We start from the raw sequence: 24,854 nt of genomic DNA on the forward strand, positions 1-24,854 counted from the left end.
TTACCCTTCCTTCTCAATCGTATCTAGGCATTCACGAAGTAGTTGACCGTACTCGTACTTACCTGGACATACAAAGGTACACAATGCTACATCTTCTTCGTCTAGCTCTAGCGCACCTAGTGCTTGAGCACTATCAATGTCGCCTGCACATAGATCACGAAGCAGCAATGTAGGTTCCATATCTAGAGGCATTACGCGCTCGTAGTTACCAATTGGAACCATTGAGCGGTCACTACCGTTTGTTGTCGTTGTCATGTTGAACAACTGACCTTTAAACAGGTGACCAAGGAATGAACGAGTAACAGAGAACTTGTTCTTACCAGGCATAGCCCAGCCGAATAGCTCTTTATCACGACCTTCACGTAGAACAGAAACTTGCTGATGGTAACGACCAAGGAAAGCATGTGGACCTGTTGCTTCAGTACCCGTAAGTACAGAACCAGAAATCACACGAACTTCGCCTGGCATTAACTCGCTGTCTGTCAACTCTTCAAGGCTAGCACCAATTTGAGTACGAACTAGACGTGGGTTGTTCACCACTGGACCAGCCAGAGAAACAACACGCTCAGAGTAAATCTCACCAGTAAGGAAAAGCTTACCGAATGCGATAACATCTTGGTAGTTAATGCTCCACGCTACATTTTGTGCATTTACCGGATATAGGTAATGCATATGCGTGCCTGCAAGACCTGCAGGGTGTGGGCCATCAAAAACATGTTCTTCAACGTTAGACTGAGCTGAACGAGGTAAGCTAGTACCTTTTTTACAAACGTACACTTTACCGTTAGTCAGAGTTGAAAGAAGATCTAAACCAGCAACGAAAGCATCAGACTGCTCGTTAATGATTAATTCTGGCTCAGCTGCTAGCGGATTAGTATCCATAGCAGTAACGAAAATAGCCTGAGTTTCAGAATCAACTGCTGGAACCTTGCTGAACGGACGAGTTCGCAAAGCGGTCCATGCGCCAGACTCAACTAACTGAGCTTTAACCGTATCACGGTCAAGGCCTACTAGTTGGTTAGCTTCATAGCTATTGAACGTGATTTGCTCATTGCCTGCTACTTCAATCACTACTGATTGAAGAACACGCTTAGCACCACGGTTCACTTCAATAACTTTACCGCTTGCTGGAGAAGTAAATACAACACCTGGGTTCTTTTTATCTGCAAAAAGAACTTGGCCTTTCTTCACTTCATCACCAACGCGAGCATGCATCGTAGGACGCATACCAACGTACTCTTCGCCAAGCAAGGCGACTTTAGTGATGGACTTACCATCATTAATCACCTGGGATGGAGTTCCTGCGATAGGAAGATCCAAACCCTTCTTTATTGTAATCATACGCACTTGCACTACTTTATCGGGAAAAAGATTCTTTTAATTGCGTAAATTCAGGACGTTTTAAAATCGCCCTTAGACACGACATTACAGTGTCCGGTTTTGGTAAATTTGAGATACCAAAATCGCAACATTTTCATAATAAAATCACCACACGAATCATGTGAGATTTATCAGGTGCGATATTCTAGCATTTTTTGACAACTCGATGCCATGACCAATAACTTGAATACAGCCTTTATTTGGTGAGATTTGAAGCATATGGCCTCTCAAATATGTATAAATTTGACGAGCCGCACAGATAAAATGGCTTTTGAATCGTGTTTTAAACAAGAGATTAATACTCTGTCACAAACTAATATTTTACTAGTTATGTTGAAACACTGTTAATAAAAACATTACTCATTGTAGGTATTTGAGCTCGTTCAATTTGACATCAGTTTGGGTGATATAAGAACGAAAAATACATACGTTTGACGACAAAAAAAGCGCCATGGCGCTTTTCTCTGTATATAGGCCTTCTTACTTTCCGCCACCCATACACATTGGACTGTCTGGCACGCTATCTAGCTGCTTCATCCATTCATCTTTTGTATAAGTGTGAATAGACAGTGCGTGGATATTATTGGCTAACTCTTCTGAAAGTGCCTTATTTACCGCTCGATGACGAGCAATAAGACGCAAACCTTCAAACACATCGCTGACAACAATCACTTTGAAATGACTCTCAGAACCAGCCGGAACATTGTGCATATAGCTCTCATTGACCACGTTTAAATGACTTGGTGAAAACTCATTGTGCAATTTTGTTTCGATAACTTCTTGGATCATTGTGATTCCTTAATAACGTATTGGCATTATCCGTGGGCTGAGTATAAACCCTAACAGGTCGAGTGTCTGAGTATTTCATAGCAAATGGCATAGGTTTGGTTGAGTTTTTTCTATCTTGTTCAGCCTGCATTTGAGACAATATCTTTGTTATTTCTTACATAAGTATCTCAAGCAATGAAAACCGAACTTACCCTTCACGACAGAACTTTGACCTTACATCGTTTCCCGAAACGTTCAAATGAAACCCTTCAAGCTTGGGATGCGGGCGACGAATACATTATTAGCCATGTTGAAGAGATGAACCTTGAACCTGGTAAACACATCCTGATCATGAACGACAGCTTCGGTGCCCTATCGACTTGGTTCTCGAAAGATCATGATGTCACTATGATGAGCGACTCATTTATCTCTCACCGTGGCGCCCTGAAAAACTTGCAGCGCAATCAAAGTAACCGAGTGAACTTCTTGAACACGATGGATGATATCCCACACGGTATCGACCTTGTGATCATGCAGCTGCCAAAAACAAATCGTCACCTAATCTGGCAACTGAGCCAGCTACGCCAAGCATTGCCTGTAGGCTGCCAAGTGATTGGCGTCAACAAGGTAAAAGAGATTCACACCTCTACGCTTAACCTGTTCGAAAAATACCTAGGCGAAACCAAAACATCACTAGCGAAGAAAAAACACCGCTTAGTCTTCTCATCTCCAAACTGCCAGCCAATTCAAACGGTAGAGCCTATTGTTGAATGGGATGTGGACGGTGAAGATATCCGTCTGAAAAATTTACCAAATGTTTACTCAGGGGAAGCACTCGATCAAGGCGCTCGCTATATGCTAGAGCACATCCCACAAGATCCTGAGCTACGTCATATCATCGATCTAGGCTGTGGCAACGGTGTATTGAGTGTAAAAGCAGGGCAATTGAACCCACAAGCTCGTATCACCTGTGTGGATGAAAGCTTTATGGCTGTGGAGTCAGCACGCCAAAACGTCAAGGATAACCTTGGTGAAGACGGCAACTTCCAGTTCATCGCCAACAACTGTTTAGATGGCTTTAAGAAAAACAGCACCTACTTAGTGATGTGTAATCCTCCATTCCATCAGCAACAAGCGATTACTGATCACATTGCATGGCAAATGTTCTGTGATGCAAAGCATGTTCTTAGCAATGGAGGCAAATTAATTGTTATTGGCAACCGACACCTCGGATACGATGTCAAACTAGCAAGACTATTTGGTGAAGCTAACGTTGAAACGCTTGAACTAAACCAAAAATTTGAGATATTACAAGCAACAAGAGAACCTGCGAATTTTAATAAATAAGCAGAAACGACTTCACAAGAATTTAAGATACCGAGCTTCTGGTGTGAATTTAGAAAGGATAAAGGAATGAAAAAACTGATTTTGGCTGCTTCTATTATGGCTTTGACAGCATGTTCAGCCCCTCAGCAAGAACAGATCAATGTAATGCCAGAAGCTTCACTAAGCTCAAGCAACCTTGTACAAGGCAAAACATACACACTAACCAGTAAAGATGTTCGTGCCGCTCAATATGTTGCATTGGTTGATAGTGGCCGTTCAAACATTCAGCCAATTCACGCTAAGCAAAACATGCGTATTTCTCTAGAAAATGCTGTTGCACAGCAGTTAGAGTCTCAAGGTTTTCGTGCGAGCGTAAACAGTGAAAACTCGATTGTTTTAGAGATTCAAGAAGCACTCGTTACCGTAGAGCACACCATTATGGAAAACAAAATGGACGGTAAAGTAACGCTTGAAGTTACCGCTGAAACGCCTGAAGGCAAACTAGTTAAAACATTCAACGGCACTGCAACACGCACTGGTGCATTGAGTGCATCTAACGACGACATCTCTATGGTTCTTAATGACGTGATCAACTTGGTTCTTACTGAGATCGCTAACGACCAAGAGCTACAAACTTACATGAAGGAACGTTTCTAATGGGTCGTATTTTATCTTCTATCGCATTAATGCTAGTGAGCGTGAGCGTTTGGGCTGGTCCTAAAGTAAACGTGGAAACAACATTAGGCGACTTCACTATTGAGCTTAACCAAGAACAAGCACCGGTTAGTGCGGAGAACTTCCTAAAATACGTTGCTGACGGCAGCTACGAAGGCACTATCTTCCACCGTGTTATTCCTGGCTTTATGGCTCAAGGTGGCGGCTTCGATCAAGAGATGAATCAACAAGCAACTTACGCTCCTATCAAGAATGAAGGCAGCAATGGCTTGAAGAACGATACAGCAACAATCGCGATGGCTCGTACTAATGCGCCAGATTCTGCAACTCGTCAGTTCTTCATTAACTTCTCTGATAATGACTTCTTGAACGCAAAAGGTAGCAACCCAGGCTACGCTGTATTCGGCAAAGTAACTGAAGGTTTTGATGTTGTTCAAAAGATGGCAACGATTCCAACCAAGCGAATGGGCCGCATGTCAGACATACCAGTTGACCCAATCGTCATCACTAAAGTGACCCTTCTTAAGTAATCCAATCTAACGCCCTTATTTCTTAAGGGCGTTTTTCTACACAAGGACGCCCTATGTCATCAGGCACTCCCTCTCTTTCTTGGATGCAGACTTTCCGCAGCTACCTAGATAAACGCCTACTTTGGGTGTTTATGCTCGGCTGTTCGAGTGGCTTCCCATGGGTTCTTATTGGATCCAATATGTCTGGTTGGCTAAAAGATGCAGGTTTAACGCGTGCTGCCATCGGCTACTTTGGCAGTGTGTTTGCCGTGTATGCGATTAACTTTCTATGGGCACCATTGGTAGACCGAGTAAAACTGCCGGTGCTTCACGCAATACTCGGCCAGCGACGCAGTTGGATCTTTTTCTGCCAATCCATTGTTTTAATCGGTACCTTATTCATCGCAGGCGTCAATCCCGCAGAGAACTTGGCGTTTACTTCAATGTTGGCGCTCGCTATTGCCATTGCCTCAGCCACGCAAGACATCGCGATTGATGCATTTCGTATTGATACCTTCCCAAAATCCGAAGCATCAAAACTGCCGCAAGCTTCTGCAATGGCCGTAATTGGTTGGTGGACGGGGTATTCTCTACCAGGCTACCTTGCCTTTATTAACGCAGACTCAATCGGTTGGAATGGCGTGTATTACGGAATGGCAGGCGTCGTTGTCGTACTAATGCTGTTTACTCTTTTTGTCGGAGAGCCAAATACACAACGCGAAGCCCTGCAAGAACAGGCTCAGCAACGCCACAATAAGGTTGTCGGTTCGAAAGTCGTGGCTTGGTTCAGTGTTACCGTGTTAGAACCGTTTTATGACTTCTTCAAACGAAACGGAGTTCAAGTTGCCATCACCCTACTGCTGTTCGTATTCCTATTTAAGATAGGTGAAGCCTTCCTAGGTCGCATGTCGATCACCTTCTATAAAGAGATAGGTTTCAGTAATGAACAGATCGGTCATTACTCCAAGTTAATTGGCTGGGGCGCGACGATATTCTTCACTTTGGTAGGCAGTGTCTTCAATGTGAAATTCGGTATTGTACGCGGACTGATGATCGGCGGTGTGGCAATGGCGGCCAGTAATCTAATGTTTGCGTGGATCGCTCACACTGGCCCGAGTGAAACCTTGTTCTTGGCAACGATTATTGTCGATAACTTCACAACCGCCTTTTCAACAGTAGCTTTTGTCTCTTTCTTAACGCTATTAACCGGGCAAGCATTCTCAGCGACACAATATGCATTACTCGCATCCTTGGGCAATTTCGGTCGAACAACGCTGGCTTCCTTCAGTGGTGAGTTGGTTGATTACCTCAATGACTGGTCAACCTTCTTTATACTGACTGCACTCATGGTGATACCGAGTTTGATCATGCTCTATTCGTTACGCCACTTTTTCACGGATTTATTAGAAAAAGCCAAAAACAATCAAGAATAGAGTCAAAAAAAATGATAAGAGGGTAGCATTGAGCTTCCCTCTTTTACGTTCGGTCTTCAGATCTAGTCTGTTGTGTCGCTCACGATAAGATTAAAACCTGTTCCCATCGAATCATCAATCGCCACAACCAAAGGCTGACCCGCTACAGTAATCGTCACAAAGTAAGACCCCGCCGCAACATAAATGCCATTCGCATAATCTTTGAATTTCACATCACTTAGCGCCGGAGTGCTGCCAGCAATACCCACCGTTTTCGGTCAAAGATAGATCAAAGACTGGATTGTAAGACGGGTTGAATTGTCATTTTTTAAGAGAAAACGCTTAGAAATGAATACTGTTGATTTTGATATGCATGTCACTCTAATTAGTAGAATCGTTTGCTTAGCACAGTATTTCACCTATTTATCCACAAAATAATCGAGTTTCACAAAATCAATAGAATTAGAGGTGCATCAAGATGCATTGCCACATTAAAGTTCCATCATTTAGATCATTAGTGTGATCAGCTTCACCTTAATAATTGTAATTTTCACTCCGTCTCACTTTTATTTGAGAACAAAATCGCTATTATGCTCGGCATTCGGACATCATAAACACGCACGGATTAGCGGGTTACTTATTTCAAACATAGAGAGTTCCATTATGCGTAAATCACTTTTAACTCTTGGCCTACTTGCAGCAGCATCTGCTCCAGTAATGGCGGCTGATTATTCTGACGGCGACATCCATAAGAACGATTACAAATGGATGCAATTCAACCTTATGGCTGCAATTGACGAACTTCCAGGTGAGTCTTCACATGATTACCTAGAGATGGAATTCGGTGGCCGCTCGGGAATCTTCGACCTTTATGGCTATGTTGACGTATTCAACCTAACGTCTGATCCAGGCAGCGATAAAGCTGGTGCTGAAAAGATGTTCATGAAGTTCGCTCCTCGTATGTCTCTAGACGGACTTACAGGTAAAGATCTTTCTTTCGGTCCAGTTCAAGAGCTTTACGTATCTACACTTATGGAATGGGGTGGTAACTCTGGCGTTAACACTCAAAAAGTTGGTTTAGGTTCTGACGTAATGGTTCCGTGGTTAGGCAAAATTGGCCTAAACCTTTACGGTACATACGATTCAAACAACAAAGATTGGAACGGTTACCAAGTTTCTGCAAACTGGTTTAAACCTTTCTACTTCTTCGAGAACGGTTCATTCGTCTCTTACCAAGGTTACATCGATTACCAATTTGGTCTGGAAGACAAGTACTCTTCTGCAAGTAACGGTGGTGCAATGTACAATGGTATCTACTGGCACTCAGATCGTTTTGCTGTTGGTTACGGCTTAAAAGGTTACAAAGACATCTACGGTATTAAAGATACTGATGGATTCAAATCAACAGGCTTCGGTCACTACGTTGCAGTAACTTACAAGTTCTAATCGAACTTCTAAGAAAGTTTCCTAAATGGCACCCTCGGGTGCCATTTTTTATTGCTTTCATTTAATGCCTCGCTATCCTTGCAGCATCACTTTCTTATCTCGGTATTGCTGTGAACATCACTATTGTTGGGCCAGGGGCCATCGGCTCTTTATGGGCAATAAAACTACTTCAAGCTGGTCATAATGTGTCTTTGTGGAGTCGTTCCACTGATAACTCAATTGACTTATCACTTGATGGACAAGCTTCCCTTTCCTTCAGTAACAACAATATCGAAAAGCTATCAGCGAGTGACTTGGTTATTTTCACGGTCAAAGCTTGGCAAATAGCAGAAGCAACCACTCCACTGCTTCAACATCTCGATCCCGACACCATTCTCATATTCATGCATAACGGAATGGGGGCGGTCGACAACATCGCCACTCAAATTGATACTCACCCGATAGTATTGGCAACCACGACCCAAGCAGCATTCAAACCTGATCGTAATAGTGTATCTCACACAGGAATAGGGCAAACCCAGTTAGGTGCTTTTAACCAAACGGGTCAGCAGTGCACGTTTTTAGTTGATGTGTTGGATCATGCTCTCCCCGCTGTGAGTTGGAACCCACAAATAAAAACCGCGCTTTGGACTAAACTCGCCATAAATTGTGCTATCAACCCACTTACTGGGTTGGAACAAATCAAGAATGGTGAACTTGCAGACCAAAGGTTTGAGGGTATTTTAAGTTCTATCGTTGAAGAGCTCACACAAGTTATGCAGGCCGAAGAGATAGCTTGTTCATTCGACGGATTAGAAGCAAGTGTCAACAAGGTTATCCACGCTACGGCTCAAAACAACTCATCCATGAAGCAGGATATGTTTTACCAACGTAAGACAGAGATCGACTTCATCACTGGACACCTAATAAAAACAGCGCTTAAGCATCAGATAGAAGTTCCCGTTAACCAAAAACTGTTCGATCAGGTCAAAGAGCAAGAAAATAGCTGGAATCATCAAGATTAGTCAGCAACGGTCAACAAGTCGCGATAAAATAACAATACCGCTAAGCATAACGCTGGCACCAATTTCCAAGATTTTAGGTAAGAATAGATGCTTGATATCAATCACATCCGAGAGCAGTTCCCTGCGCTATCACAAACCATCAATCAACAACCATTGATTTACTTAGACAGCGCGGCAACGACACAAAAACCTCAGGTAGTTATTGATGCCATTAGCCAGTATTACTCCAAGCAAAATGCCAATGTTCACCGCGGTAGCCATAGTTTAACAGCGAACGCGACCAGTCAGTTTGAAGCAGCCAGAGATAAGGTCGCTCAGTTTATCGGTGCAAGCTCTTCAAAAGAGATCATCTGGACTCGTGGTGCCACCGAGGCGCTCAATTTAATTGCTCAAACTTACGCAAGAAGTACTCTTCAGCCTGGCGATGAGATCTTAGTGAGTGAAATGGAGCATCACGCTAACATTGTCCCTTGGCAAATTGTGGCAGAACAAACCGGGGCTAAAGTCGTTAAAGTACCGATGACATCGGATTGTGAATTTGACCTAGTCGCGTTTGATACGCTTTTAAATGAACGAACCAAGATTGTTGCATTAGCTCAGATAACCAACGTGACGGGTTCTCGTCAGCCGATTGAAGCCGTCATAGAAAAAGCACACAAGATGAATGCGATTGTTGTGGTCGATGGTGCGCAAGGCATCGTTCATGAGTCAGTTGATGTTGCTGCTTTAGGTGCAGATTTCTACGTTTTCTCAGGTCACAAGCTCTATGCCCCTGCGGGTATCGGTGTGCTTTACGGCAAGCTTGAATTGCTCAAAGCGATGCCACCTTGGCACGGTGGTGGAAAAATGGTTGAGCGCGTCTCTTTTTCTGGCACTACTTTTTCACAGTTACCAGGGAAATTTGAAGCGGGCACGCCAAATGTGGCCGGAGCGATAGCATTAAGCACTGCAATAGAATGGTTACGTGGTTTTGCACAGCAAGATGTCGAAAATCATATCCACCAGCTTCAGCACGAAACCTACCGTGCACTCAGTAAACTGGATGATATTCAGATATTGGGATATCAACCCAACGTAAGTGTGATTACTTTTGTGATGGATGGTGTTCACCATCAAGATATAGCGACCCTACTGGATCAGCAGGGCATCGCGGTACGTGCAGGACATCATTGTGCTCACCCATTAATGGATGCACTTAATGTGAAAGGCACTGTTCGAATTTCATTTGGTATTTACAACAACATGGATGATGTTGAAAAGCTCGTAGCGGCGATAGAAAAAGCCGTTGATATGCTTTAGGGAATGGCGAGTAGCGAGTAGCGAGTAGCGAGTAGCGAGTAGCGAAATTATTTAGGGTTGGCGTTTAACGTCAACCCTTTTTGCTTTTGTGTATCTAGGAGGTATTAAGCACTTAGCTCTTGGATTTGAGCAACAATCGCTTTTAGTCCATTACCGCGAGATGGGCTAAGGTGGGTAATTAAACCGATTTGTTCAAAGTAACCATCAATATCGAACGCTTGAACCTGCTCTGATGTTTTTCCATCATACGCAGCCATTACTAATGCAATCAGACCGCGAACGATACGCGCATCAGAATCAGCACAAAAGTGCCAAACACCGTCGATATTCTGAGAAACCAACCACACTTGGCTTTCACAGCCAGAGACAACCACCTGCTCACTTTTCAGTTCATCAGGCATCGTTGGCAGTTTCTTGCCCCATTGAATCACTTGACGATAACGGTCTTCCCAACCGCTGAAAGTCTGCATCTTTGCGACAATATCATCACTGGTAATTTCTTGGCCGAATGGAGAACTTGGAAATGACGTCATTTTTATATCCAGTAAATTCTTAGTAAGCTCAAAGTAACGAGTTACTTAGTATGCTTTTGAACGATCTTTTCTACGATACGTGAAACCGCCACAAAACCAAACGTAGCCGTTACCACCGTTGCTGCGCCAAAACCTGTCGCACAATCCATTCGTTTTGGCCCTTCTGCGGTCGCTTTCGCAGCACATACACTGCCGTCAGCTTGAGGATATTTAAGTTGCTCAGTCGAGAACACACAATCGATGCCAAACTTACGTGCTGGGTTCTTAGGGAAATTGTGATGACGACGTAATGTGTCTTTCAATTTCTTCGCTAACGGGTCTTGAATCGTCTTAGTCAGATCAGCCACTTTGATTTGAGTTGGGTCGACTTGGCCACCCGCACCACCCGTGGTGATCACTTTGATTTTGTTACTACGACAATACGCCAACAGCGAAGCCTTAGCTTTCATGCTATCAATCGCATCGAGAACAAAATCGAACTCTTTCGACAAATACTCAGCCTGATTGTCAGGACCAATAAAGTCATCAATCAGGTTCACTTTACACTCAGGGTTAATCAACTTAACGCGCTCAGCCATCACTTCGATTTTGCTCTTGCCAACCGTACCCGACATTGCGTGGATCTGACGGTTGATGTTGGTCACACACACATCATCCATATCGATCAAAGTCAGCTCACCTAAACCAGTACGAGCAAGCGCTTCAACCGCCCATGAACCTACACCGCCAATACCGATCACACACACGTGTGCTGTTCTAAGTATGTCGACTTCACTATTGCCATATAGGCGACGGGTGCCACCAAATCGTTGGTCATAGTTTTCTGAAGCTGGAGTGGTCAATTCACGCATTGTTGCCGCCAATTTATTTCTGAGAAAAAGAAAAGAGTGCGTTTTATACGCACTCTTGAATAAAAAGTCTAGGGGATTAGCGATTCGCTTTCAATGCCCTATTTTATTGTAGCTTACTCAACCTTTTCAGGAGGCAAAGCCCAAGGCGCTTCAGTTGCGCTGCCATCTAAACCGAGCTTCCACACACGACCAAAATGCTTGTAATGGCCCGCTTCTGTACCCGCTCGAGGGCCCATGCCGTGGTAAAGGTCCAAATGGTTTTGCTTAACCGCGCCGCCCGTATCCAAAACCAATAGCAGTCTTAGTTGATGAGCGCCGCTCCAAGTACCATCAGCATTCAATAATGGAACCTCAGCAAGAATCGGCGTCCCCATAGGCAAGATAGAGCGATCGCCCGCAACCGCCGCCATAGGTAATAGAGGAATGCCCGCGCTACCCATCACAGATAGGTCGTCTCTCGCTTCAAAAAACACGAAAGATGGGTTTTGCTCAAGCAGCTCTTTGACCACTTCAGGATCGTTTGCCAATACCCACTCTTTGATTGCTTTTAGCGACATTTTTTCGCGTGGAACTAAGCCTCGTTCAATCAGAACACGGCCAATGCTCACATAAGCTTTATTGTTCTTACCCGCGTAGGCGAAATACTGCAGCGTGTCATCATCACCGAAGTGTACAAATCCACTGCCCTGTACTTCCATCATAAATGGGTCGATACGGTTTGCTGAGTAACCTAACTCAAGGCCCTGACCTTCTAGTGCGCCGTTGTAAATCTCTTGGCGTGTTGGACACTCTTTACCACACTCAGGAAGCCCGTAAACAGGGTAACGATATTCTTCATTCGCTTCGTGGCGCAGCTCCATCACAGGAGAAAAGTAGCCCGTGAACAAAACATTGCCTTGTTTATCACCACCACCTAGTTGAGCGGTTTGAACGCCAAAATTCGCTAGCTCGCTTGGATCTCCACTCAACATCGCCCACTCATTGAGTTGTTGATAAAGCGGCTCATAGATTTTAGCCATCGAAGGGGATTTAGAAACCACCATCTCAGCTTGTTCTGCAAATGCGGTGTAGTCTCTTGGTTTATTGGATTCAACCTGATCGACCTTATTCAAGGTGCGAGGAAATTCGTCATCAAGGTGTTGCTGAGCAAGATCAGTGGGTTGAGCACAGCCAAATAACAAAGAGGCAGCGACAAGGGGAAGCCATTTTTTAATCACAAGAGTCATCCTAAAAATTCTATGCATCGAGGATGACAAAAACAGTCAGATAACACAATCTTAGATTGTAAGAGTTTACAAGAAGATAACCTATCGGACGGAGTTATCGATATGGCCCTTAAGGCGGAAGATGGGATTGTAGTGACTGTCAGAATCGAGCACCATTTCTGTATTGTCAGAATTGGTCATGCGGAAGCGATAGGTTTTATCACCCGCCTTGTATTCAAAGTAGTTTCCATCAAAGTCAAAGCTCGTCGAAACAACAGACCCACGAACTGACACACCATTAGCATTCAGAACAAACTCATCGGTCGCATAATGTGCAACATCTTGCTCTATCCAAGTGCCGTATATCAGATTGTCGGGCGTCGCCGCATTTTGCACTCGGGAAAGCACATCGCCGAACAAAGAAACCACCGCAAACGAACCCACTAAGGCTAGAACCATTAAACAACGTTCAATGATCTTACGCTTCAACTTAGATTGATTGCGCTGATCAGCTTCGCTGTAGAGACCTTTGGTTATCTCATCGATTTTGTTCTTTGTTGCTGGAGCTGGTTGCATTCGGTGACTACTCATAAGGATGCTATGCGCATTCTACACTGAGACAGTTTATATATTGAAGCCTAGATAAGAATAGTTTGCGCTTTATTCCAAAAAGGTGTTGTTTACATTTGAATTTAAATGCTAAATTATCGAATAAATAAACAAAATGGACTTGTTCTGTGAAATTAAGAAGTACAGCGCTAGTAAAAGGTTTCAGACAATCAACCCCTTACGTAAATGCTCACCGTGGCAAAACCATGGTCATTATGCTGGGAGGCGAAGCCGTTGCCGACAGGAACTTTGGTAACATTATTAGTGATATAGCCTTGCTCCACAGCCTTGGAGTAAAGATTGTTCTCGTTCACGGGGCAAGACCGCAGATCAACCAATTGCTCGCCAAGCAAGATTGCCATACGCCTTATCACAAGAATATTAGGGTCACTGATGAATATTCTTTGGGCGTCGCTATGCAGGCTGCTGGACAGCTTCAACTTGCCATCACCGCACGCCTCTCAATGAGCTTAAACAACACACCGATGGCAGGCACTCAACTCAATGTTATGAGTGGTAACTTCATTACGGCTCAACCGCTTGGCGTGGATGACGGTACGGATTATTGCCACAGCGGGCGTATTCGTCGAATCGATATCGAAGGGATCAATCGCACGCTTGACCAAGGTTCAATTGTACTGCTTGGCCCTATTGCCAGCTCCGTGACAGGCGAAAGCTTTAACCTACTTTCTGAAGAGGTCGCTACCCAAGTTGCTATTCGTCTAAAGGCCGACAAGCTGATTGGCTTCTGCTCCGAACAAGGGGTAACAGATGAACGCGGTAACGTGCTCGCCGAACTCTTCCCTAAAGATGCCAAGCAAATTCTAGAACGATTAACGGAATCTCAAAATCCTGCCGAAGACATGAGCACAGGAACACTGCGCTTCTTGAAAGGAGCGATCTCCGCTTGTCGAGCTGGTGTGCCTCGTTGTCATCTAATCAGCTACAAGGTAGATGGCGCATTAATCCAAGAGTTGTTCTCTTTTGACGGTATTGGAACCCAAGTGGTCATGGCTAGTGCCGAGCAAGTAAGACAAGCTCAGATTGACGATATTGGTGGCATATTTGACCTTATTCGTCCTTTGGAAGAACAAGGCATTCTCGTTCGTCGCTCAAGAGAACAATTGGAACAAGAGATTCACCGCTTTACGATTATCGAAAAAGACGGACTGATTATTGGTTGCGCTGCACTATATGCGTATCCGGAAGATCACATGGCAGAGATGGCGTGTGTGGCGATTCACCCTGACTATCGCGATGGAAACCGTGGGCAATTGTTGCTGGATTACATGCGTCACCAATCAAAATCTCGTGATATCGACCAGATTTTTGTCCTTACTACGCACAGCCTTCACTGGTTCCGTGAACAGGGTTTTTACGAGATAGCGGTTGATGAATTACCGATGGAAAAACAAGGGTTATACAACTATCAGAGAAACTCAAAGATCTTGGCGCTCAACGTATAAATAAAGTTTTGGAGCACAATCTCACTTCGACAGAAAAATAATTGCAAATGTAATCGTTTCCTATATGAGATTTATTAACTATGCACTTTCACTCACACGTATAATTGTATAGAATTTAGACGCTTTAATAATCTTAACAAATGTTTTTATTGGAATTGCCATCTCGATAGTCATGTCGAACTCATTGAGGTGGTCACTGCACGGATTGCTATACCCGTTGACGGCCAGCACGCTATCATTAGCTCTGCTCGTTAATATAAACAGCAAAAAGAGCAATATTGATATGAGAACCATTGTTTGTAACTCGCTGCAAAGTTTTTGGGATATGGCTGATAACCAATTCTTAGAAGGGCTAGACGTACACTGCGTGTTCCCTGTTAGCGAGAATCTAAAAGAGTTTATTTTGAATTGCCAAGCAAAGTACAAGATAAACCACATATCGTTTACTCGAGCGTTTTTAGGCTCTGATTCCTAATAACGCTCAAAGCAACCAAGGATGGTTGCTTTGTGTTTATCTAGCCCTAAGTTCAAAACCTTCTCTAGCCGTCCATAACGACTAATTCGTTAAGCGACTGCCTAAACCACTCACTCGCTCTGTTTTCACCTTAATCCCACGCTTCAACACATTTGTATCGCTGAACATCATCAGTCGTTTCTTCGCACGTGTAATACCTGTATAGATAAGCTCCCGCGTTAAAATAGGGCTGAAATCTGGCGGCAAGATCATTAAGGTCAGATCAAATTCACTACCCTGAGATTTGTGTATTGTCATTGCATAAGCCGTTTCATGATCGGGCACTCGGCTTGGTAGCACAGCTTTTACGCTGCCATCGGGCAACTCAAAATAGACCTTCAAACGAGGGGTTAAGTCAGGTTGACTAGAACCCGCCTCAAGCATACAGATACCAATATCACCATTGTACAAACCCAAGCCATGATCATTTCGCGTCACCATAACAGGACGTCCGTGATACCACAGCTCATCATTATGAGGGCTCACCAAACGCCTTGCGGCCAGTGCTCTTTCAATTCTGTGGTTGAGGCCTTTAACACCAAAATCCCCTTCACGAATGGAACACAACAGTCGGCATTGGCTGAACAAATCGAGTACCGATTTCGCTCTCGCTTCTTGAGTTTCTAACTCTTCCAACGGCACATTCATTCTATTGAGGTACGCACCATACTCGTTAACCAAAGTACGCAGCATCAGGTTATAGCTGTCACTCGACAGAGGGTGGTTTTCGATATCGCCAAAACCTTTGGCAAACACTTGGTCTACTTGATTCGCAGAACCATTATTGATTGCTTTTGCCAGCTGACCGATACCGGAGCGCGCATCGAAACGATAACTCTTCTGCAGCATACACAAGCTATCCGCAATCGCAGGCGGATTCACCGCTCCAGCTTTGTCTTGTCTTGGTTTAGCTATCGCATCAAAACCTGTCATCTCTGCAATCAAATTGCCTTGCGCTGTGCTGTACCCTGCAGAGTTGAATGAACAGATATCACCGAGCACAGCACCTGCCTCTACTGAAGCGAGTTGGTCTTTATCACCCAATAAGATGAGCCTTGCGTGCTCAGGAAGTGCATCCACCAGCTTATACATCATCGACAGATCAACCATTGAAGCTTCATCCACTACCAAGATATCAAGGTGGAGTGGATTGCGTCGGTTATGCCTAAACTCAGCACGGTTAGGAATCGCGCCGAGTAATCTGTGTAAGGTGCTCGATTCGGTCGGTATGTTGGCTTTCACTTCAGGCGCTAATGGCAGCTGTTCAATTGCTTTACCGATCGACTCGGTTAAACGCGCCGCCGCTTTACCCGTTGGTGCCACTAGCTTAATCGTTGGTGTTTTACCTTGGCTGAGAGATTGCTCGACCATCGCCGACAGTAATTTGGTTACCGTGGTTGTTTTACCAGTACCCGGCCCACCAGAAATCACCGCAAAACGACGACTCAGCGCCACCGCTGCCGCGACTTTTTGCCAGTTCAAACATGCCGATAACGGCACCAAGTCGTCCAACACATCTAAGTCCGTCACCTGCTTAGCTTGTACAATCGCTTGGTCGATTGATCCCCAATCTAAAGCCTGCTCATTCACAATATCAAGATGGTCACACACCAATTGTTGGCGTAATACCTGAGACGTCTGCTGATTTGCTTCAGCCCTGGCTAAGGCGTTAAACAGAAAATGATAGCTACGTGCAAAAAGCAGATTGAGCGTTTCAGTCAGCGCTTTTTTCTGCTCAGTATTGAACTCTACCGGCTTACTTAAACGGTTTAAGGTCTCAGCCAACACAACTTCGTAGTTCCAATAACGCTGTAAATAGACACGCTGCCCATCGAACATTAGAGGCTTAACACAATCGTTGGTCGTTCCCACTAAGTTTGATGATTGAAGCACAGCCACCCAATCAATACCCAACAGTTTTTGGTTCAATTGCAGTGCAGTTTCACCGTATAACCCAAGTAACTGAGCAAGATCTGCCGCTAGTTCAGGGCCTGTCGTATGCTGCTGTATAAGCTGAGTACAAATGTGTCCTTTGCCTAATTCATGGCTCACTACCCCCGCGAGAAAGCCGATCTCTTGAGGGTAGCTCGTGGCTTGCTGAGCAAGAAAACGGGCAAATTGATAATCCAACTGACGAATAGAACCCTTATCCGCAAGAAACTGGAGTACATCCATCAGTTGCTCAGGAATAAGTGAAACTGGCTTTGCTGTGTTCGCAGTATCTATGCCGGTATTAGTGGTCGTTGTTGTCATTATAAAAGCCCCATCTGTCCAGTTTCATCGTCATTCAATTGTGCCGAACGTCTGTCTATCACTTTACCGTCAATCAATTGATCCATTTCATCAAGTAAAACCAGTGTTGGTTTGGCCGAGAAAATACCTTGCTGAGATTGGCCGTCCATTCCTCGTAAGAACAAGTAGTACACGCCACCAAAATGTTGTTCGTAGCTGTAATTGGCAACGCGGCTGCGTAAGAAACGGTGCAACGCCAATGCATAGATTTGATATTGCAAATCATAGCGATGGTCGGCCATCGCCGATTTCAATGCCTCGCCATGGTAGACAGCAACATCATCTCCTAAGTGATTCGATTTCCAGTCGAGTACATAGTATTTACCTTGGTGCTCAAACACCAAATCGATGAAGCCTTTCAACATACCTTGCACGGTTTGGAAACCTAGATCGCCCGCTTTGGCTGACAATGGATCGTGATATTGAATGGTTTGATTCAGTTCAGATGCAGCCAACACTTCGATCGGCAGTAAGAATTCCATCTCAACTAAACGTTGCGTCGAGTCTTTCTCGCTTAGCTTTAAGTTCTTGCCGTCTAATGCGGTGTTCAGCACTGTATCGACCAGTTGCTGAAGCACAGGTAGCCACTCTAATTCATATTGCTCTGATTCTAATAAGTGAGTGATTACTTGCGTGTTATGTTCACTGGTTGCTGGCTCGGTAAATTCAACCTCCTCAAACAAGGTGTGTAAGAAAGTACCTGGGCGAGCACCACTAGGGAACGTAAAGATAGAGCGTTCAGGCTCAATCAACTCAGACTCATCCTGCTCATCAGCCGAGTCAATATCAAAACCAGACACCTCAATGGTCGCGTCATGACTCGCACCGTGACTGCCCTGTTTGACAAGCCCCGAGTAACTGGTGATACGCCAAGCTCGGTCAATTGAAGCCTTAAGTTCACTGGCCTGTAAGTCGTCACTCACTTGCTCTGTTTGCACAAAAATTTGTTCGTGAGCGGTAGGTGTTTCGGCTAACAGCACACTGGAATTCTTACCCTCAATAGCCGATAGAGCTTGATGCAACTCGGCGATGCCTTGCTCTTGTCCGTTTTGAACCAAATAGCCCATGGCACTCAAGTGCACGCCGGTCGGCTCTTTGGTTGAACGCCCTTTACGTAGCGGTGCCATGCCAATAAAACATCCATAAACAGCACGAGTCAGCGCCACGTAAATCAAACGTAAGTCTTCCGCCAATCGCTCTTTGTCGGCTTGCGCTAAGGCACTATCGCTACCCGTAATATCAAGTACCGTGGTATCTGAGTCATGGTCGTAGAACTTGCCTTCGCTCGCTTCTCGGTAACTCGCGACAAATGGGAGGAATACAAGGTCATATTCCAAGCCTTTCGATTTATGAATGGTAACGATTTGAACCAAGTTTCTTTCTGATTCAAGGCGTTGAATGTCGTCGTCACTGCCACCTAAACCATTTTGTGCATCTGAGATTGCTTCAGCCAGCCAACGCAACAAGCCATAGTCACTGTCGAGTTCTTGTCTTGCTTGTTGCAACAATTCGCCAATGTGCATTAAATCAGTGAGTGAGCGCTCACCATTTTCTTCTTCCAGTAAGCGTTCCGCGAGATGTCGTTTACTGATCACGCTGCGAAGCATTGGCAACACGCCGCGCTGAAGCCACAACTTACGATATTCTCTAAACTCGTTAACGACGTTTTCCCACACCACTTCATCGTTGTTGAGTTCATCCAATGATGCGGCATCCAGAGCAAACAACTCCGACGCTAAACTGGCGCGTAATGCTCGGTCATTTTCAGGTGTCAGCACCGCCTGCAACAAACGTTGAATATCTTGTGCGACCAAGCTGGTGAACACACTGTCTCGGTTGGATAAATACACGCTCGCAATGCCTTGTTCCGACAACGCGTTCTTAATCAGACGACCTTCACTACCGGTTCGAACCAAAACAGCAATATCACCCGCATTCACGGCATGTTGTTTTTTGCCGTTATCAAAATAGGCTTGCTGGTTTTGAGAAGCGGTCAGAATGGTTTGAATTTGACTCGCCGTCGCCTCTGCCATTGCCTTGTGATATTCGCCCTTTGGTAACGGCTTGTCTTCAGCCTCTTGCAGCCAAAAGGTCAGTGCGTGCTGAGTTTCTCCGTTCATTACCCATTGGCGTTTGTCGGCCGATGGACTGGCAGCAACGGGCAAGAATGGAATGTCTTGATCGTAGATAAACGGGCTATCCGAGTTCATAAAAACTTGGTTTACTGCGCTGACCATATCGGCACTTGAACGCCAGTTAGTGCCTAAGGTGTAGTGAGCACTAACTTGGTTTCTCGCCTTGATATAGGTAAAGATATCTGCGCCACGAAAGCCATAAATAGCCTGCTTCGGGTCACCGATCATAAACAAGCCGCACTGCGGATTATCGAGATAGATTCGGCTAAAAATACTGTATTGCAGCGGATCGGTATCTTGGAATTCATCGATCATTGCAACTGGGTAGAGTGTGCGAATTCTTTCCACCAGCAAGGACTGCTCATCGACATCAATCGACGCAGATAACTGAGTCAACAAATCATCAAATGATAACCACTGCTTTTGCTGTTTCGCCTTTGCTAGCATAGTTCGACAATGGGTAATCGCATGTGCCAGCAATGGAGCTTTCAAGTCGGCTGGGTGATTTAAGAAATCTTCAATCGCTTCGAAAACGGCATGCTGAGGTGCGACGCCTTTTGGTGTTTTTTCAATTAACGTTGCTTGTGAGAACTTCTCTAGTTTATCTGGAAACTGGTAATCATGAGTGTCGCTCTGCGCCCATGCTGTCACAGCTTCTAACCATGTCGGCAGAGATTTCTTAGTGTAGCTACGCTTGTTCACATCCGAAGCAGAGATCAAAGCCAAAAAGTCCGCTTCGGATTCACACCACAGCGCTTTAAGTTGCTTCACTTTATCTAGGTTTTGGTTGTGCAGAGTTTGCAAGTCGCCCGACATCGCATCTACCGTCAATTTCAGCGGAGATCCTGTCAGATAACGATTTACGTCTGCTAATAATGCAGCCGGTGAACCCCAGATATTACGAACCTCACCAGCCAGTTGAATGGGCAGCGGGTAAAACTGTTTACGCCAATAGTCAGCAACTACTTGTGCTTTTAGGTGGCTTTCATCGGTCACAAATTCGTTATCAAAGCGGCTTCCAGACTCAAAAGCATTTTGAGTCAACATTCGCTGACAGAAACCGTGAATGGTGTATACCGCAGCCTCATCCATTTGTCTTTCAGCGTTAAGCAGAGTTTTAGCCGCGCCAGCATGATCATCGATGGCTTGTAACAAAGGCGCAATCACTGGGTCGTCACTTTGCCCACGTGCAAACGCAATGCGTGCATCATGAATACGAGCACGAATACGATCTCGCAGCTCAGCCGTAGCTGCTTCAGTAAAGGTCACCACCAGAATTTGGTCTACGGTTAGCGGCTCATGGTGTCGAGTGGCTTCAGTCAGATCACCTTGTGGAGCGGCCGTGCCATGCCCGAGCAGTAGGCGTAAGTACAAGCCAGCTATGGTAAATGTTTTACCTGTACCCGCTGATGCTTCAATTAAACGCGCGCCATGAAGTGGAAACGTCATGGTATCGAGTGTCTGTGGAGCGATTACCTGAACACTGCTTGTGGTCGTCATGCCTTACTGCCTTCTGATAAATGTGTTGTTACAAATGTGACCTAGCGTGGAAAACGTCATTCAATTTACGTCCTACGCTAATTTGTTAATAGTTAGTGCGATCTCTCTCACGGATCAATTCGGATCGCCTCGCTACTATGCGCCCACGAGTTCAGGAGCACGTACGAGTTTTGTACTTTACGGCGTTACTTTGAACCACAGAATAATGGTCCCTCTGACCTGTGGCCGTACAGCGAACGCCCTACACTAATAATGATTTACTGGCGGCCACTTTATTTCCTGTACCTTGCTTCTATTCACCTTGATTCCCTTCATCTTGAAAGCAAGCGTACCAAACGCTTACCAGCGACTCTCTTTTGTCTTTCATTAATTCAGCGCACTCGCTATTGATCTTGTCGATCACAGCCACCTACTCCTGCTCTTCCAGATCGGCAGTAGCCAACCTTGCCGCCTGTAGCACAAGCGTTGAATACATACGCGACTCAGTAGCCAATTCATCGTCCCATTTAGACCAGATTCGTGAGATGTAGGTATCTCTACCCTCGCCCGTGAAGGCGAAGCTGTCATTAAAGGTATCGGCCATTTTCTTGAGTGACTTTTCTTCATCATCGACCCACTTACCACGGCTAAAGCCCGCTTCAACACCAGCTAATGCCGTTTTCGGGAAGTATGGCAATGGTGCAGTCATACCTTGATAAAACAGTCGTACTAACTCAGCTAATATACTCTTCGCTTGCTGCGCATCGCCGATAGGTTGTAGCGTTTGGTGAACCACGCCCTCTTTTCTGTCATAGCCAATAATATGGGTCGTTTTTCCGTGTCCCATAACAGCGCAGGATAGATGATCAATCCACGCAGCCAAGTAATCTTGAGAGCGTATTTTGCCGCTACGGAAACGCACTAGACCTGATTGATAGTTTTGAGTTAACCACCCCATCAAGCGAACAGGCTTACCTTCGCCTAACACGTCAAACTCGATATTCACTTCGAGATCTTGCTGCGGTGATCCGCTCACAAATCTAATCTCTTTGGCTAAGTCTTCCGCTTGAACACGGTTGGTTTCAAATTCGATGTCACCGAAGGCGCCGACCGGTAATCGACCTTGGGCTTTTTGCTCAGAGACAAACAGTCGAACCGCTTCGTCTGCGCCTTCTGGGTGGTCCAGCAACACTTGCAGCAGCGCATCTTTAAGCTGGAAGCTTTCTAAGCCATTAAGCACGAACGGCTCGTCGTCTTCCATTACCGGAAGCGGTGGCTCAAACACCACTTTTAGACGGCGATTAAAGAAGTATTGCACCGGCAAACGCCAGAAACGCTGTAGCTCAACCAAATCGAGTTCTAACGGATAGCTCGCACCAAGCAAATAGTCATCCAAAGCGCGATTGAATTCACCACTGCGCTCACCAGAACGATTTGCCGCAGGAAGCCATTCTTTGGCGTAGCTCAATACATGACCTGCATCACCTTGCGTAAAGGCTGCTGGGCTAAATGGTGTCATGGTGTGTTCAAAGCTGATTGCTTGAGTCAGTTTGATACCAGAATCATCACTTGGTAACGCTTGATCTGCACTTAGGCAGTAGTTCTGGTGGCAGTACTCAATCAACTCAGAAACCAATACCGACGGTACTCGCTCAGTATTATCTTGAATCGAACGGCCGACATAGCTGATGTATAAACACTCTTGTGCTGACAGCATTGCTTCTAGGAATAGATAACGGTCATCATCACGACGAGAACGATCACCAGGTCGAGTGCGCCCGTTCATCAGGTCAAAACCTTCTGGCGGCATTGAGCGAGGGTAAACCCCATCATTCATGCCTAACAAACAGACGGTTTTGAACGGAATAGAACGCATCGGCATCAAGGTACAAAAGTTCACTTGCCCCGCTAAGAAACGCTGACTGATACGGGCGCCCGACAGTTTATTATTTAAGTACTGATAGATGATACTCGGCGACAACTCTTGCTCATACAAGGCATCATCAAGCTGTTCATTCAGTTGTGAAAGTGCATCACGAATCGACTTAAGCACCACCTCACCTTCCAGCTCAACCGCAAAAAAATCATCAATCATTTGCAGCAAGGTTTCACGCCACATATCGATTGATTGGGTTTCAGTTAGTCGTTGGCGGTAATGAGCGATACGGTCAATAAAGTGCGCTAACTTACCCGCAAGTTCGGCGTTAATACCCTGAACTTCGTTATAAGCCGCAATCGGAGAATGTTCAGTTTCAAACAAGCCCGCAGAGTCTGACATCGCATAGCCCAGTAACATACGCTGAATACCAAATAGCCAGGTATTTTGCTCAGTCGCAGGTAGATCAAATTCTGTTGCAGTTGAAGCATCAACCCCCCAACGAATGCCCGCCTCTTCAACCCATTGCTTGGCTTGCTCGAATTGAAACTCGTCAATACCAAAGCGTGCCATCATCGCAGGAATTTCTAACAGCTCTAGCAACTCAGAGGCTAAACAGCGCGTGTTCGGTAGCGCGACCAATTGCATGAAAGCGGTCAGAATTGGGCTTTCTTGGTCTGCAGTTCTATCAGAGATCGAGTAAGGGATATAACGCTCACCCGGAGCATTACCAAATACCGCCTGAATCGCTGGGCTATAAGCATTGATGTCTGCCACCATCACGATGATATCGCGTGGTTTCAGGGTCGGGTCGGCATCAAACATCGCCAATAGCTGGTCATGGAGAACCTCCACCTCGCGCATTGGGCTGTGACAAGCGTGTACCGTCAACGAACGATCGCCCAGCTCAACCACTTGTTTGTGGTTGCTGGAGTCTAAGATGTGATCGTCTTGGTGCTCTTCTAACTCAAGAATATCGGCTTGCAGTTGATGCAGCAGGCTGTCTCTCTCGACATCAATAAAGAACTCATGCTCTTCGCTGTCTGATTGAGACAGCAAGAACAGGTTATCTCTGCCCAATTTACCCATAGACGCCAACAAGCTATTACCGACAGCTTGGCTAGTATGCAGTTCATCTTCAACGTTGGCTTCAATGCCATCTTTCAAAGGTGATACTTCACCTTCTAGCTGAGGTAAACCATCAACCAACGCAAACTGCTTACGACGCTGCGCTTCAACTCTTGCCAAGTATTTACGATCGCGAATATCGCCCCAATAATGTTGGCAAGGGTTGGTAAACATCAAATGAACATCAATCTGCTCACCAAGTGCTTTCAACGCGTCCATATAACGAGGAGGCAGCGAAGAGATACCAAACACAAACAGACGCTTAGGTAAGTGTTGTAGCTGACCTTGTTGATTGGCTAACGCTTCAATAAAGTCGTGATACAAGTTACCACGGTGATACTTCGATTGGCCTTGAGACAGGGTTTGCTCATAGAGTGTCTTCCACAAAATTGGCTGCCAAGGATGTTCTTGTTGCCCCCCATCATCAATTAACTCGGCAACGGGCTCTCCCGCTTCCCACATCGCCATCCACTCCGGTCGATACACCAAGTAACCATCGAAGATGTCGGCAATTTTCTCTGCCAATTGGTACAACTTCGAATCATCTTCGTCGTTTTCAAGGTAGCGTTGTAGAGGTAAAAAATCAGGGTGGTCAAGCTTAGCGGGTAACAAACTCATCAGCTTCCATGTCATCGCTTCCTTGTTAAAAGCACTGCGTTTAGGTACATCAGGAAGCACTTGGGTAAACATATCCCAAATGAAGGTTGCTGGAAGAGGAAAGTCTATATTTGCTGCTACACCAAACTCTTTGGCGAGTTCCATCTTAAGCCATTGAGACATACCTGGGCTCTGAACCAAGATCTGCTCTTTTTCGAAAGGGTTGGCTAAAGGATCACTTTTGATTAAATGAACGAGAAGGATTTTTAAAGTATCGACTTTATTGGAATGGTAAACAGTAAACAAAGTGCACTCACGCTAATCTTGCCACAATATAAAGCCAGATTAGC

At 45.2% G+C, this 24,854-nt stretch carries 18 protein-coding genes and 1 pseudogene; 9 read left to right on the forward strand and 10 right to left on the reverse strand.

The window, feature by feature from the left end; all coding sequences use genetic code 11:
- Positions 1-1,341 (reverse strand): Na(+)-translocating NADH-quinone reductase subunit A, encoded by a 1,341-nt coding sequence (locus tag LMH68_RS04465; protein ID WP_032549021.1) that lies wholly within the window; start codon positions 1,339-1,341, stop codon positions 1-3.
- 519 nt (positions 1,342-1,860) lie between these two features.
- A complete protein-coding gene (gene bolA, locus LMH68_RS04470) occupies positions 1,861-2,169 on the reverse strand; it encodes a transcriptional regulator BolA (protein WP_017059909.1) in 309 nt (102 codons plus the stop codon).
- Positions 2,170-2,343: 174 nt separating this feature from the next.
- Between bolA and LMH68_RS04475 the strand changes: the two genes are divergently transcribed.
- The 4 genes from LMH68_RS04475 (at position 2,344) to LMH68_RS04490 (ending at position 6,091) form a co-directional block, all read left to right on the forward strand.
- Positions 2,344-3,495 carry a methyltransferase gene (locus LMH68_RS04475; RefSeq protein WP_229647799.1) on the forward strand — a complete coding sequence of 384 codons (1,152 nt, stop codon included), beginning with the start codon at positions 2,344-2,346 and terminating at the stop codon, positions 3,493-3,495.
- Positions 3,496-3,561: 66 nt separating this feature from the next.
- Entirely contained in the window at positions 3,562-4,131 is a 570-nt protein-coding gene (locus tag LMH68_RS04480) for a YajG family lipoprotein (protein ID WP_017059907.1), read from the forward strand.
- The gene (locus tag LMH68_RS04485; RefSeq protein ID WP_017059906.1) at positions 4,131-4,679 is read left to right on the forward strand and encodes a peptidylprolyl isomerase; all 549 of its coding nucleotides are present in this window, start codon (positions 4,131-4,133) and stop codon (positions 4,677-4,679) included. Before LMH68_RS04480 ends, LMH68_RS04485 begins: the two co-directional genes overlap by 1 nt.
- 53 nt (positions 4,680-4,732) lie before the next feature.
- A complete protein-coding gene (locus LMH68_RS04490; RefSeq protein WP_102428258.1) occupies positions 4,733-6,091 on the forward strand; it encodes an AmpG family muropeptide MFS transporter in 1,359 nt (452 codons plus the stop codon).
- A 62-nt stretch (positions 6,092-6,153) separates the two neighbouring features.
- On the opposite strand, the pseudogene LMH68_RS04495 reads toward LMH68_RS04490, so the two are convergent.
- Positions 6,154-6,373, reverse strand: a pseudogene (locus LMH68_RS04495) (2-dehydropantoate 2-reductase); the annotation flags it as partial.
- A 360-nt stretch (positions 6,374-6,733) separates the two neighbouring features.
- On the opposite strand from LMH68_RS04495, the gene LMH68_RS04500 reads away from it, so the two are divergent.
- From LMH68_RS04500 to csdA, 3 genes are all read left to right on the forward strand, one after another.
- Positions 6,734-7,516 (forward strand): outer membrane protein OmpK, encoded by a 783-nt coding sequence (locus LMH68_RS04500; protein WP_017059903.1) that lies wholly within the window; start codon positions 6,734-6,736, stop codon positions 7,514-7,516.
- A 110-nt stretch (positions 7,517-7,626) separates the two neighbouring features.
- Positions 7,627-8,520, forward strand: coding sequence for a 2-dehydropantoate 2-reductase (gene panE, locus LMH68_RS04505; protein WP_229647798.1), 894 nt, complete (start codon positions 7,627-7,629; stop codon positions 8,518-8,520).
- 87 nt (positions 8,521-8,607) lie between these two features.
- The gene (csdA, locus tag LMH68_RS04510; RefSeq protein WP_229647797.1) at positions 8,608-9,819 is read left to right on the forward strand and encodes a cysteine desulfurase CsdA; all 1,212 of its coding nucleotides are present in this window, start codon (positions 8,608-8,610) and stop codon (positions 9,817-9,819) included.
- 104 nt (positions 9,820-9,923) lie between these two features.
- On the opposite strand, the gene csdE is transcribed toward csdA, so the two are convergent.
- The 4 genes from csdE to LMH68_RS04530 all read right to left on the reverse strand — a co-directional run bounded on the left by csdE (position 9,924) and on the right by LMH68_RS04530 (position 12,984).
- Positions 9,924-10,352: a cysteine desulfurase sulfur acceptor subunit CsdE gene (csdE, locus tag LMH68_RS04515; protein WP_229647796.1), complete on the reverse strand. Its 429-nt coding sequence runs from the start codon at positions 10,350-10,352 to the stop codon at positions 9,924-9,926.
- A 41-nt stretch (positions 10,353-10,393) separates the two neighbouring features.
- Positions 10,394-11,203, reverse strand: coding sequence for a tRNA cyclic N6-threonylcarbamoyladenosine(37) synthase TcdA (tcdA, locus tag LMH68_RS04520; RefSeq protein WP_229647795.1), 810 nt, complete (start codon positions 11,201-11,203; stop codon positions 10,394-10,396).
- Positions 11,204-11,316: 113 nt separating this feature from the next.
- Complete coding sequence (mltA, locus tag LMH68_RS04525) at positions 11,317-12,429, reverse strand: murein transglycosylase A (RefSeq protein WP_017064192.1); 1,113 nt, start codon at positions 12,427-12,429, stop codon at positions 11,317-11,319.
- A gap of 81 nt (positions 12,430-12,510) precedes the next feature.
- Positions 12,511-12,984 (reverse strand): DUF2850 domain-containing protein, encoded by a 474-nt coding sequence (locus LMH68_RS04530; RefSeq protein WP_229647794.1) that lies wholly within the window; start codon positions 12,982-12,984, stop codon positions 12,511-12,513.
- Between the two features lie 161 nt (positions 12,985-13,145).
- On the opposite strand from LMH68_RS04530, the gene argA reads away from it, so the two are divergent.
- Both argA and LMH68_RS04540 read left to right on the forward strand, forming a co-directional pair.
- Positions 13,146-14,483, forward strand: coding sequence for an amino-acid N-acetyltransferase (gene argA / locus LMH68_RS04535; RefSeq protein ID WP_017065782.1), 1,338 nt, complete (start codon positions 13,146-13,148; stop codon positions 14,481-14,483).
- 283 nt (positions 14,484-14,766) lie between these two features.
- Complete coding sequence (locus LMH68_RS04540; protein ID WP_046224581.1) at positions 14,767-14,958, forward strand: hypothetical protein; 192 nt, start codon at positions 14,767-14,769, stop codon at positions 14,956-14,958.
- A gap of 81 nt (positions 14,959-15,039) precedes the next feature.
- Here the strand turns inward: LMH68_RS04540 and recD are convergent, their stop codons facing one another.
- From recD to recC, 3 genes are all read right to left on the reverse strand, one after another.
- Positions 15,040-17,250 carry an exodeoxyribonuclease V subunit alpha gene (gene recD / locus LMH68_RS04545; protein WP_017064195.1) on the reverse strand — a complete coding sequence of 737 codons (2,211 nt, stop codon included), beginning with the start codon at positions 17,248-17,250 and terminating at the stop codon, positions 15,040-15,042.
- The gene (gene recB / locus LMH68_RS04550; protein ID WP_229647793.1) at positions 17,250-20,924 is read right to left on the reverse strand and encodes an exodeoxyribonuclease V subunit beta; all 3,675 of its coding nucleotides are present in this window, start codon (positions 20,922-20,924) and stop codon (positions 17,250-17,252) included. Before recB ends, recD begins: the two co-directional genes overlap by 1 nt.
- Before the next feature lie 409 nt (positions 20,925-21,333).
- Entirely contained in the window at positions 21,334-24,810 is a 3,477-nt protein-coding gene (gene recC, locus LMH68_RS04555) for an exodeoxyribonuclease V subunit gamma (protein WP_229647792.1), read from the reverse strand.
- Between the last annotated feature and the right edge of the window lie 44 nt (positions 24,811-24,854).

Source organism: Vibrio sp. F13 (assembly GCF_020806305.2).
GTDB classification, from domain to species: Bacteria; Pseudomonadota; Gammaproteobacteria; order Enterobacterales; family Vibrionaceae; genus Vibrio; species Vibrio crassostreae_C.